Origin of the sequence: Phyllobacterium phragmitis, from assembly GCF_002980495.1 — a bacterium.
In the GTDB taxonomy this organism is placed as follows: Bacteria; Pseudomonadota; Alphaproteobacteria; order Rhizobiales; family Rhizobiaceae; genus Paramesorhizobium; species Paramesorhizobium phragmitis.
In genome coordinates this window covers 56254-68609 of the sequence record NZ_PVBR01000004.1, presented here as the reverse complement: position 1 = coordinate 68609, position 12356 = coordinate 56254, and the positions used below count along the sequence as shown (strand labels likewise).

The 12356-nt window shown below is 62.0% G+C and carries 11 protein-coding genes; 2 read left to right on the top strand and 9 right to left on the bottom strand.

Annotated elements, in window-relative coordinates; translation table 11 throughout:
- The first annotated feature begins 144 nt into the window (after positions 1-144).
- On the top strand, positions 145-1146 hold the full coding sequence (locus tag C5748_RS06310; protein WP_105741099.1) for a 2-hydroxyacid dehydrogenase: 1002 nt from the start codon (positions 145-147) through the stop codon (positions 1144-1146).
- A gap of 265 nt (positions 1147-1411) precedes the next feature.
- Here the strand turns inward: C5748_RS06310 and C5748_RS06300 are convergent, their stop codons facing one another.
- From C5748_RS06300 to C5748_RS06290, 3 genes are all read right to left on the bottom strand, one after another.
- Positions 1412-2284 carry a C40 family peptidase gene (locus C5748_RS06300; RefSeq protein ID WP_105741366.1) on the bottom strand — a complete coding sequence of 291 codons (873 nt, stop codon included), beginning with the start codon at positions 2282-2284 and terminating at the stop codon, positions 1412-1414.
- Between the two features lie 2 nt (positions 2285-2286).
- Positions 2287-2637: a MarR family transcriptional regulator gene (locus C5748_RS06295; RefSeq protein ID WP_105741097.1), complete on the bottom strand. Its 351-nt coding sequence runs from the start codon at positions 2635-2637 to the stop codon at positions 2287-2289.
- 64 nt (positions 2638-2701) lie between these two features.
- The gene (locus C5748_RS06290; RefSeq protein WP_105741096.1) at positions 2702-4087 is read right to left on the bottom strand and encodes a leucyl aminopeptidase family protein; all 1386 of its coding nucleotides are present in this window, start codon (positions 4085-4087) and stop codon (positions 2702-2704) included.
- Positions 4088-4242: 155 nt separating this feature from the next.
- Between C5748_RS06290 and C5748_RS06285 the strand changes: the two genes are divergently transcribed.
- Positions 4243-5049, top strand: a complete 807-nt coding sequence (locus C5748_RS06285) for a tetratricopeptide repeat protein (RefSeq protein WP_105741095.1) — start codon at positions 4243-4245, stop codon at positions 5047-5049.
- 42 nt (positions 5050-5091) lie between these two features.
- Here the strand turns inward: C5748_RS06285 and C5748_RS06280 are convergent, their stop codons facing one another.
- From C5748_RS06280 to C5748_RS06255, 6 genes are read right to left on the bottom strand one after another with little or no spacing between them, the layout of a single operon-like run.
- Positions 5092-6090 (bottom strand): type II secretion system F family protein, encoded by a 999-nt coding sequence (locus tag C5748_RS06280; RefSeq protein WP_105741094.1) that lies wholly within the window; start codon positions 6088-6090, stop codon positions 5092-5094.
- Positions 6091-6100: 10 nt separating this feature from the next.
- Positions 6101-7114, bottom strand: a complete 1014-nt coding sequence (locus tag C5748_RS06275; protein ID WP_105741093.1) for a type II secretion system F family protein — start codon at positions 7112-7114, stop codon at positions 6101-6103.
- A 21-nt stretch (positions 7115-7135) separates the two neighbouring features.
- Positions 7136-8650 (bottom strand): TadA family conjugal transfer-associated ATPase, encoded by a 1515-nt coding sequence (locus C5748_RS06270; RefSeq protein WP_105741092.1) that lies wholly within the window; start codon positions 8648-8650, stop codon positions 7136-7138.
- 23 nt (positions 8651-8673) lie between these two features.
- Positions 8674-9954 (bottom strand): CpaE/TadZ family protein, encoded by a 1281-nt coding sequence (locus C5748_RS06265; RefSeq protein WP_105741091.1) that lies wholly within the window; start codon positions 9952-9954, stop codon positions 8674-8676.
- 32 nt (positions 9955-9986) lie between these two features.
- Entirely contained in the window at positions 9987-10688 is a 702-nt protein-coding gene (locus C5748_RS06260) for a CpaD family pilus assembly protein (protein WP_105741090.1), read from the bottom strand.
- A 15-nt stretch (positions 10689-10703) separates the two neighbouring features.
- A complete protein-coding gene (locus C5748_RS06255) occupies positions 10704-12281 on the bottom strand; it encodes a type II and III secretion system protein family protein (RefSeq protein WP_105741365.1) in 1578 nt (525 codons plus the stop codon).
- Positions 12282-12356 lie beyond the last annotated feature (75 nt).

Sequence of the window (12356 nt, the reverse complement as noted above, 5' to 3'; positions counted from 1 at the left end):
AGCCCGTGTTTTTCTTTGTCTTTGGCGCGCTGCCTTGGTAGACAGACAACAGGTCTAGACAGGATTGCAGTCTGCACCCTCTTGGTTAAAGAGGTCTCAACGCGGGCGCAAAAACGGGGCGGACGGCCTATAAAAGAGGTGGATATGTCGAGCAGGAAGAAGCCTTTGGTCGTCATCACGCGCAAGCTTCCCGATCCGGTCGAAACGCGCATGCGCGAGCTTTTCGATGCCCGGCTCAATATCGACGACCGCCGCATGACCCAGCCTGAGGTCGTCGCGGCGATGAAGGAAGCCGACGTCCTGGTTCCCACCATTAGCGATACGATCGATGCGGCCGTCATCGAGCAGGCCGGCCCGAACATGAAGCTCATCGCCAATTTCGGCAATGGCGTCGATAATATCGATGTCGCCGCCGCCGCCAAGCGCGGCATCACCGTCACCAACACGCCGAATGTCCTGACGGAGGATACCGCCGACATGACCATGGCGCTGATCCTGTCGGCGCCGCGCCGCCTCGTGGAAGGCGCCAATGTGCTCAGCGAATCCGGCAAATGGCCGGGCTGGTCCCCGACATGGATGCTGGGTCGCCGCATCTGGGGCAAGCGTCTCGGTATCGTTGGCATGGGCCGCATCGGCACCGCGGTCGCGCGCCGCGCCAAGGCGTTCGGCCTGTCGATCCATTATCACAACCGGCATCATGTCAGCCCGGCCATCGAAGAGGAACTGGAGGCCACCTATTGGGATAGCCTCGACCAGATGCTGGCGCGCATGGACATCATTTCGGTCAACTGCCCGTCGACGCCGGCCACCTTCCATCTGCTCTCGGCGCGCCGGATCGCGCTCATGCAGCCGACCGCCTATCTCGTCAACACGGCGCGCGGCCAGATCATCGATGAAAGCGCGCTGATCGAGCAGATCGAGCAGGGCAGGCTCGCCGGTGCCGGGCTCGATGTCTTCGAGCACGAGCCTGCCGTCAACCACCGGCTCGTCAAGCTCGCCGCCGAAGGCAAGGTGGTGATCCTGCCGCATATGGGCTCCGCCACTATCGAGGGGCGGACCGACATGGGCGACCGGGTGATCATCAACATCCGCGCCTTCGTCGATGGCCATCGTCCACCGGATCGTGTCCTGCCGGATAAGGTGTAGAGGCAAAGCCAGAGGGGGGTGAGCGCCGAGCGTCGGTCATTACTTATCGGCTCGAAAATTCCGTTTATCCGCTTTTTACCCCCTCTGGCCTGCCGGCCATCTCCCCCTCAAGGGTGGAGATTACGCCTTCACTGATGTCTATCCCAATCACGAGCGTTGAAGGGTGAGTGTCATGGTTTGTGTCAGCCAATCTCCCTCCTTGAGGGGGAGATGCCCGGCAGGGCAGAGGGGGGGGAACGTCAGTCATCACACCCACCGGAAAGCCTCACGGCCTCCTGATGACGGTCGGGTATCCATAGAGATAGGCGATGCGCTCGATGGCCTCGCGCAATGGCTCGAACGTGGTGCTCATCGTATGGCCGTTGGCATGGATCAGCGTCTTTTCATCGGCCATGATCGCGACATGGCCTTTCCAGAAGACGAGATCGCCGCGTTGCAGATTGCCGTAATCGGCATCCGGCTCGATCACGGTGCCGATCGTCGTTGCCTGCATGTCGGTATCGCGTAGCACGTTCCGGCCCGTCATCAGCATGGGCAATTGCACCAGTCCCGAGCAGTCGATGCCGAAACCGGAGGTGCCGCCCCAGAGATAGGGCGTGTGGAGCAATGTCTCGGCGACCGCGACATAGTCGGTGGCATGCTCGCCGATCGGCCGTAGGTGTCGGGCGATGATCGCCTCGCCGCTTTCGAGCAGTGCGTAACCGGTGCCACGCGTTTCCGCCTCGCCGGTGATAGCGATGCGCGAGCCGAGCGAAAGCGCGCGCGTGTGCGGGAAGCGCAGATCCGCCCCGGGATAGACGAAGGTGCGCGGAACGCAGACCATATGGGTCGGTTCGCCGCGTGGCCGGTCAAGCGAAAAATCGCTGACATAGCCGACATAGCCGTCGCGCACCGATTGCACCCAGCACCAGCCATCGACCTCCTCGAAGACCTGCACGTCGTCGCCGAGCAGAAGCTGCGTCTGCGGCCCGCTGTCGGGACGCGGCTCGCTGCGCACATCGACCACCGGTATGGCGACATGCATGGGTTTCCCCTCGGCGAAACGCCCGGCCTCCACCTTGCCGCGCAACCGCGTGTCGGCAAGATCGGGCCGGAAGGCATGAAGGCGGCGGTCTAGAGCAGAAGTTTGCTCTGGCATGGTCATATCGGCAGTTCCCTCGATTTGGCGATCACCAGATCGCCCAGCCGCTCGACATAGAGCGCACCGTTTACGGTTCTCTTTATAAGCACATTCCGGCGATCTTTCTCGTCACGATGGCGCGAAACGAGCTCCATCGCGCCCATCGTGTCAAGCGCGCGGGTGATCACCGGCTTGGTGACGTCGAGCTTCGCCGCCAGCCCGCGCACCGTATGCGGTGGCGGCTCCAGATAGATCGTCAGCAGGATGGCCATCTGGCGCCAGGTCAGGTCGGGCATCTCGTCGCGCACCTCGGCGAGAGCCACGATCTTCAGCAGCGTCAGCGCCTGCAACGGTTTCAGTTCGATCGGCATACGGATCCATATCGTTTCGGTTCCGTATCATTCAAGCGGCTTTACCCCGCTTGTGCAAGCTGGATCAGGTCACTGGGAAACGCTGCTTCATGAGATGGTAAAGAGCGCGTATCGCCTGTGCCTCGCCGCCGACGGGCGCGGCGGGCTTTTCCACCGGCGTCCAGCCGAAAATATCGAAATGGCTCCAGACGCGCGCCTTTTCGACGAAGCACTTGAGGAAAAGTGCGGCCGTCACCGATCCCGCGAAGCCGTCGCTGTTGACATTGTTGATGTCGGCGATGCGCGAGGAAAGTTTCTTGTCGTAAGGTCCCCAGAGAGGCATGCGCCAGACCGGATCGGCCACCGCGCCGGCAGCCTTGGCCACTGCGTCCGCAAAGCCGTCATCGTCAGTATAGAAGGGCGGCAGGTCGGGTCCGAGCGCCACGCGTGCCGCCCCCGTCAGCGTCGCCATGTCGATCAAGAGATCCGGCGTCTCCTCGTCGGCGAGCGCCAGTGCATCGGCCAGCACCAGCCTGCCCTCGGCGTCGGTATTGCCGATCTCCACGGTGATGCCCTTGCGGCTCGTCAGGATATCGCCGGGGCGGAAAGCATTGCCGGCAATGGCGTTCTCGACCGCCGGGATCAGCACCCGCAGCCGGACGGGCAGTTTGGCATCCATGATCATGTGGGCCAGGCCCAGCACATTGGCCGCGCCGCCCATGTCTTTCTTCATCAACAGCATGCCGCTCGCCGGCTTGATGTCGAGGCCGCCGGTATCGAAGCACACGCCCTTGCCGACAAGCGTGACCTTCGGATGGTTCTTGCCTCCCCAAATGATATCGATGAGGCGTGGCGCTTCAACGCCGGCGCGGCCGACGGCATGGATCATCGGAAAATTCTGTTTCAGGAGCTGTTGCCCTTTTGTCACCGCGATCTGCGCCTTGTGCGCTTTCGCCAAAAGGCGCGCTTGCTCCTCCAGCGCATCCGGCCCCATGTCGTTGGCGGGCGTATTGATGAGATCGCGGGCAAGCGTCACGCCGATGGAGATGCGTCTTGTCTCGGCCTCCTCGACGCCGGCAGGCAGCACGAGAACCGTCTGCGCCGCCTCCGCCTTGCCGCGATAGCGGTCGAAACTGTAGCCTCCCATAAGAAAGGCCAGTGCCAGAAGCTCTGCATCCCCGGCATCGCCTTCGATATGCCAGACGCCCTCCGGAAGCCCGCGCGCCAGCTTTCCCGCGAGAAGCCGCGACTGCCCGTCCGTACCGGGTTTTTCCGTTCCGAACAGCGCGCCCGCAATGCCGCCTGCATTATCAGGCACGATCAGGATGCGTCCCGCCTGTCCGGTAAAGCCGTTCGCCCGTGCCCATGCCGCGGCATTTTCCGGTAGGGGCAGTTTATCCAGACCATCCTTCGTCACAGGCCAGATTGGCCGGCTTGAGGATGTCTTGCGGGCAGCGATATCGACGGGCATGCGGCGGACCTTCTCCAGGAATTTGCGTGGTGGAAGCACTCAAGCACGGCAATTCTTAACCGTCCATTAGGGTTAACGGAATATTTCTTTCGAGAGAAATCATGTGGGGCAGCGGCTTTACGAATAGTGACGGAGCCGGTTTGTGGAGGCGGGACATGGCGACGATGCGGGGCGTCGATAAGAGATGCCGTTTCATTCTGGCGGCGGCGGTGATGACGCTTGCGGTTGGCATCGCGGGTTGTGCCACGACCGACCGGACCACGACCGGATCCATTGCCCGCTCTTCGGCCCGGCCAATCGACCAGATGAACAGCCTGCAACTGGCGCAGGCCGTGCAAAGCTATGGTTTGCAATATCAGAAAAACCCTAGGGACAAACCTCTGGCTCTCGCCTACGCCAATGTGCTGGGAATGACGGGACGCAATGACCAGGCACTTGCCGTGATGCGCGCGCTGGCCATCAGCTATCCGCAGGACCGCCAGGTGCTTGCCGCCTATGGCAAATCACTGGCCAGTGCCGGACAGTTCGAGGCAGCGCTCGACGCCGTGCGCCGGGCCCAGACGCCCGCATATCCCGATTGGAAGCTCCTCTCCGCCGAAGCGGCCATTCTCGACCAGATGGGCGAGACGAACGAGGCGCGCACGCTCTATCGCCGCGCCCTCGATATCCAGCCCAACGAGGCATCGATCCTGTCGAACCTCGGCATGTCCTATATGCTCACCGGCGATCTGAATACCGCCGAAACCCATATGCGCAACGCTGCCGCCGCACCTGGCGCGGATAGCCGTGTCCGGCAGAATTTGGCGCTGGTGGTCGGTCTTCAGGGCCGCTTCCAGGAAGCGGAGACGATCGCCCGCCGCGAACTCTCGCCCCAGCAGGCCGAGGCCAACATCCAATATCTGCGCGCCATGCTCGCCCAGCAGAATTCCTGGAACATGCTCAAGGACAAGCCGAAGAGCTAGTTTGTCGCGCTACATTCTCTCCGCCCGTGAGCGGCGTTGCCGTCACTGGCCGAAGATGCCGCCCTGCGCACTGATCTGGATGAAGGCCGGGCCGAGAATGACCATGAAAAGCACCGGCAGGAAGAACACGATCATCGGCACGGTAAGCTTCGGCGGCAGCGCCGCCGCCTTCTTCTCCGCCTCCATCAGCCGCATGTCGCGGCTTTCCTGCGAAAGCGTCCTGAGCGCCTGGGCTACCGGCGTGCCGTAGCGTTCCGCCTGGATCAGCGCCTGCGTCACCGATTTGACCGATTCCACGCCCGTGCGATTGGCGAGGTTCTCGTATGCCTGCCGGCGTTCCGGCAGAAACGACAATTCCGCATTGGTCAGCACGAACTCCTCCGCCAGTTCGACGGACTGGACGCCGATTTCTTCCGCCACCTTGCGGAAGGCCGCTTCCGTCGACATGCCCGATTCCACGCAGATCAGCATCAGATCGAGAGCGTCGGGCCAGGCAAGCTGAATGGACTGCTTGCGCTTGGACGCACGGTTGGAAACATAGAGATTGGGTGCGTAGAACCCGGCATAGCCGCCGAAAATGCAGACGATGACGCGCATGAACAGCGGCTGCTCGACAAGCAGCCCGAACCCGAAGATGTAGAACGCCGTCAGCGTCAGGCCGACGAAGGGCAGGATGAAGCGCATGAACAGGAAGACGTTGAGCGGATTTTGCCCGCGAAATCCTGCATTGCGCAATGCCGCGACGGTCTTTTCATCGGCCAGCGCCCGCTTGAGATCGAGCCTTTCGACGAAATCGCGGATCCCCGGCTTCTGCATGTGGCGCAGGCCGCGCCGCCTGTCACCTTCGGCGGAGAGCCGCGTCCGCTCGCGGGTGCGGATGGCGTCACGCTCCAGTGCGACGGTCTTCATGCGTGACTTGAGTTCGTTGCCGCTGAAAAGCGGCATCAGCAGGGTCATCAGCGTTGCGAAGACGGCGAGGCCGACCAGCATCGCCATCAGGAATTGCGGATCGGTCAGCTTTTGCGTGAGGAGGGAAACCATGGCGGCTGACCTACATGTTGAAATTGATCATTTTTTTCATGATCAGGATGCCGATCGTCATCAGCACGGCGGAAATGCCGAGGAGCAAATGGCCCGTCTGGCTGGTAAAAAGGATCAGGATATATTGCGGGCTGGAGAGATAGATGAGCAGCGTGACGATGAATGGCAGGGCGCCGATGATGGCGGCGGAGGCCTTCGCCTCCATCGACAATGCGTTGACCTTCGCCTTCATCTTCTTCCTGTCGCGCAGCACGCGTGAAAGATTGCCCAGCGCTTCCGACAGATTGCCGCCGGCCTGCGACTGGATCTGGATGACGATGGCGAAGAAATTCGCTTCGGGGCAGGGCATGGAATCGGGCATTTTCGCCGTCGCTTCCGGAACGGACAGCCCCATCTGCTGCGATTCGACGATACGGCGGAATTCAGCTCGCACCGGCTCGCGCGCTTCGCTGGCGATCAGCCGCAACCCGTCATTGAGCGGCAAGCCGGAGCGCACCGAGCGGATGATCACATCGAGCGCGTTGGGAAACTCGTTGAGAAAAGCCTTGATGCGGCGGTTGCGCATGTAGCCGATGAACCATCGCGGCAATCCGAACGCACCGGCAAGGAATATGCCCGGTGCAAGCAGGACAGGTGCGCCGAGAAAGATGGCGATCAGGGTGATCGCCACGGCCGCCGCCATCGAATAGATGTAGAACTGCCGGACACTGATGTTCAGCCCCGCCTGCGCCAGGAAAATGCGCAAGGGCGGCGATTTCTGGTTCTTTTCCCGCTGTTTTTGCCTGGATTCGAGATCTTGCAGATTGTCCTGAAGCGACTTGCGCCGTCGTTGCACTTCGGCGACGCGGTCGCGGTCGGCCTTTTTCCGGGAGACGGTCGTGGCCGATTGCTTGACGGTGTTCAGGCGCCGGTCCCTGGCCTTTCCCCCGGAGATGCTGTCGAACAGCAACACATAGACGAGCGCCGCCGCCGCGACGGCGGCGAGGAGAACGAACGCAAGCATCGATCCGCTGAAACCGAACATCCCGTCAGCACCTCTCATTTATCATGATGGGGCCTGCTTTTCCATCGCATCGAGAGCGGCGGCAAGGCGCTGCTCCTCGTTGTAGTAGCGCGCACGTTCCCAGAAAGCCGGTCGTCCGATCCCGGTCGAGACATGTTCGCCGATGATCCTGCCCTGGGCGTCCTCGCCTTTGATGTCATAGAGAAGCAGGTCCTGCGTGATGATCACATCGCCCTCCATGCCGATCACTTCGGTGATGTGCGTGATCCGCCGCGAGCCGTCGCGCAGACGCGCCGCCTGGATGATGATGTCGACCGAGCCGACGATGATCTCGCGCACGGTCTTCGGCGGCAGCGTGAAACCGCCCATGGCGATCATCGCCTCGATGCGGTTCAGGCACTCGCGCGGGCTGTTGGAGTGGATGGTGCCCATCGAGCCGTCATGGCCGGTGTTCATCGCCTGCAAGAGGTCGAACACCTCCGGCCCGCGCACTTCGCCGACGATGATGCGCTCGGGGCGCATGCGCAGGCAGTTCTTGACGAGATCGCGCATGGTCACCTCGCCCTCGCCTTCCAGATTGGGCGGACGGGTTTCGAGGCGCACCACATGCGGCTGCTGCAATTGCAGCTCGGCCGAATCCTCGCAGGTGATGATGCGCTCATTGGCATCGATATAGCGGGTCAGACAGTTGAGAAGCGTCGTCTTGCCCGAGCCGGTGCCGCCTGAGATGACCACATTGCAGCGCACGCGCCCGATGATCTGCAATATCTCCGCGCCATGCGGCGAGATCGCGCCGAAGCGGACGAGCTGGTCGAGCGTCAGCTTGTCCTTCTTGAACTTGCGGATCGTCAGCACCGCACCGTCGATGGCAAGCGGCGGGGCGATGACGTTGACGCGCGATCCGTCGGGAAGGCGAGCATCGCAGATCGGGCTCGATTCGTCGACGCGGCGGCCCACCTGGCTGACGATGCGCTGGCAGATATTGAGGAGCTGCTGGTTGTCGCGAAAGCGGATGCCGGTTTCCTGCACCTTGCCGTCGACCTCGATATAGGTCTTGCGCGCGCCGTTGACCATGATGTCGGCGATGTCGTCGCGCGCCAGCAACGGCTCCAGCGGTCCATAGCCCAGCACGTCGTTGCAGATATCGTCGAGCAGCTCTTCCTGCTCCGAGATCGACATCGCGAAATTCTTGATGGCGATGATGTCGTTGACGATATCGCGGATTTCCTCGCGCGCCGCATCCGCCTCCATCTTGGAAAGCTGGGAGAGATCGATCGTGTCGATCAGCGCCGAAAACACTTGGGCTTTCGTCGTGTAATAGCTGTCGCTTTTCTCGCGCATCTGTGAAGTGGCAGCTTGCGAATAAACGTCGGATCGCGAATGGGTTGCGGTTGGACTGGCCGGCTCCTGTATCGCGGTTGTGCTCGCAAGACCCGGCATTGAGCCCAGAGCCGGGGCCGACGCCGGCCCAGATACCGGTGAGGATACTGGATCGCCGAGCGGCCGGAAATTCGCTTCCACACGCTTGCCGCTATCATTGCCTCTCTTGCCAAACATCGCTTATCCAGCCATTCCGTTCGTCATTTCCTGCGCGAAAGCCTGTCGAAGAGACTGGTCAAGACGCTCTTCTTCCGGCTTTTCACCTCGATGCGCCCGGTCAGTATATGGGCGATCTCGTCGATGCTCTGCACGACCGCGCTCGACGGATCGGTTTCGCCCAGCATGCGGCCATTGTTGGCGGCATTGCCGAAAAGCTGCGGATCGAAGCCGATCAGCGCGATCGGCTCCACGCCCAGAGGCTCGATGAAATCGGCGGGCGAGATTTCGGGACGTTTCGGCACGCCGATCTGATTGAGGATGAGGCGCGGCGGCGCATCGTTGGGCCGCATCTGCTTCAGCGTGTCGATCAAATTCTTGGTATTGCGCAGATTGGCGAGCTCCGGCGCCGCCACGATCACCACCTCGTCGGCCCGCGCAAGCGTCATGCGCGTCCAGCCGCTCCAGCCATGCGGCACGTCGAGAACGAGGTGAGGCGCGGAACGCTGCGCCACGTCGATCAGATTGGCGAAGGCATCCTCGTTGAAGTCGAACGTCCGGTCGAGCATCGAGGGCGCGGCGAGCAAGGACAGATGGTCCGTGCATTGCGCCAGGAGGCGGTCCAGATAGACCTCGTCTATCCGTTCCGGCGAGAATACGGCGTCTGCTATGCCCTGCGCCGGGTCCTGATCGAAATTGATATTGGCCGTGCCATAGGGAAGGTCCATGTCGGCGATGACCACATCGTTTTCGAACCGGGTCGATATCGACCAGGCGACATTGTGGGCGATGGTCGATGATCCGACGCCGCCCTTGGCGCCGATGAAGGCCAGCGAGCGGCCAAGCGGTTCCGCCTCGGGCGCCACGAAAATCGACGAGATGATGGCAATGATATCGGCAAGCGAAACCGGCGCCACGATATATTCCGAAACGCCGCGGCGCAGCAGTTCCCGATAAAGCCAGACATCATTGGAATGGCCGATGACCAGCACCTTCGAGCCGGGGTCGCAGACCTCGGAAAGCCGCGCCAGATGATCCAGCAGCGCGCGCGGCGCAGCCGAGGATTCGATGATCATCAGGTTCGGCGTCGGCGCGGTCTGGTAGAATTCGGCCGCGGTTTCGATGCCGCCCTTATGCACCTTCAGATGGGTCTTGGCCATGCGGCGGTCTTCGCCCGCCCTTTCGATCGGCTTGGCCACCCCGTCTGTTTCACAGAAGGCCTGGATCGAAATACGCGGGATAGGCCGCAGCGACTGCATGATCTCGATTCCTTCCTGCTGGGGGAGGCCCGTGATTTCGTCGTTTTCATAGGCCAGATGGTTCATCGTTCGGTCCCGTCGCTCAATCCTTCGATCAATCAATACTCGGCTTGCCGGCTGCGCGATTCCTGCCAGACTTCGCTCGTGCTCTGCGAATGGTCCTGATAGTCGCCGATCACGTTGCCACGCCGTGTCGCGTCGATATCTCCGGGCGCACGCGGCCCGAGCAGATCGGCCGGATTGGCGATCTGGGCGGCCAGATTGTTCTGATTGGCGCATCCGAAATTCGTGTAATGCTTGTTCTCCGCGGTATTCAGCAGATCGTCGGGCCATCTGCCGCAAGGGCCGGTCGCGGCGGTCATCGCATAATAGCTGATGCGGATGGGGGCTGCCGCATCGGGCGACTGCACGGCATAGGTTTCCGTGGCGATATTGCCTTGCCGGACGCCGCCCTTGCGCAGCACATCCGCGATATCCGTGCTCAGCCGGTATGCCGCCGCCTCGTTGGGCGATCCTGACGGCAGCATGATATAGACCATGCCGGAACCATTGGCGCGATAGTTGACGAGCGCGTTCTGCACGATGCTGCGTTGGGTGGCCGACAGGCGCCGGTCGCCATGCGCAACGGGAATATCCGCCACCTGCTCGCGCTCGGCGATGCTGATCGGATGATTGGTGCGATAGTCGTCCGGGATCGAGCCGACCGTCGGGTTTTGCCGGTTCGCGCAGCCGGAAAGGAGTGCGAGCGCCAGCAGGACCAAAGCGGGCTTCATGCGGAAAACTGTATCGGGCCTGAGCATCACCGCATTCCTCGCTTATTTGTAGATGTAGCCGACGACGCCGTGATAGCGGCCGGGCGGCAGTTTGGCTTCGGCCGTGCCGTAGACGCGGTTGACCTTGCCGAGGATGTAGCCTGCCGCATCGCTTGCAGGCGTCAGATTGTCGTCGGGGCGGGCAAGCTGCGTGCGCGCCACGGGACGCACCAGATAGGGCGTGATCAGGATGACCAGCTCGGTCTCGTTGCGCACGAAATCGCGGCTGCGGAAAAGCGCACCCAGGACCGGGATCTTCGAAAGCCCGGGATAGCCTGATATCGCCTGCCGGGTTTCGTCGCGGATCAGGCCGGCGATCATCATCGAGCCGCCGGACGGCAGTTCCACGGTCGTATCGGCGAGGCGCTTGCGCAGCGACAGGATATTGCCGGCGGGGCTTGATACGCCACCGCTCATGGCGATCGAGGATTCGAGGACCGGCTCGGAAACCGAGGTGCGCACCTTCAGGCTGATGCGGCCCGGCGAAAGCACCACCGGCATGAATTCGAGGCCGATGCCGTACTCGATCTTTTCATGCGTGATGACAGGGGTTTCCTTGCCGGTGACCTCGTTGACGCTGACGTCCTGGCCGGAGATGATGTTGTATTCGCCACCGACCTTGAAGACCGCCTTTTCACCCGAAATCGCCGTCAGCGTCGGTTCCGCCAGCGTCTTCATCACGCCCGCCAGTTCCATGGCGTTGAGATAGGCGCTGAGGGTTCCGCTGCCGAACTCACCTGCAACAGCAGCACCGGAACTGGTGATGGCCTTGCCGACGACGCCGGCGACATTCTCCGAAATGCCGCCATAGCTGATGCCGTTGGCGCTTCCCGAGCCGATCATGTTGACGCCGAGCTGCTTCATGACCGAGCGGTTGACCTCGGCCACAGTCACTTTCAGCATTACCTGGTCCTCGCCGGTGATCTTGATCATGTTGACGATCTTGCTGGAGCGGCGTTGGGAATCCGGGTTGTTGATGTCGACGCCGCCGCCATCCGTCGGCGCCGAGGCGGTGGTGGTGTACTGGCCGGTGGTCGCTTCACCGCCGGAGACGAACAGCCCCGCCAGTTTCGCCGCCTGCGCCGCGTCCTGCGGCGTCTGCACCGTCCCGGTCAAAACCACATTGTCGTTGATCAGTTCGACGGTGATGTCGGAGCCGGGTATATATTTCTTCAGGTAATGGTTGAGCCCCGCCACGTCGCGTTCGATCTCCAGGTCGAGGCTGGCGATCTGCTCGCCATTCGGCCCGAACACGAAGATATTGGTCTGGCCGACCTGTTTCCCGAAGAGATAGATGCGCCGCGCCGTGCGCGTTACCGCATCCGCCACATCCGGGTTGGCCACGAGAATGTCATAGGCGTCGCGCGGCAGGTCGATGACGATCGATTTGTTGAGGCCGAGCTTGATGCGCTTGGTCGAGCCGTTCTGGCCCGTGAGCTGAATGACATTGCTTTCGGCATGGGCGTGGGGCAACAGCGGCCCGGCCAATGGGAGAAGGGCTATCAGGGCAATTGCATATGGATGCAATGACCCTCGTCCTTCGAGGCTTCGCTTCGCTCCGCACCTCAGGATGAGGGTCATCTGGCGCCGCGCTTCCCGTACCCTCGTCCTGAGGTGCGAGCGGAGCGAGCCTCGAAGGACGAGGGTACGGGAAAT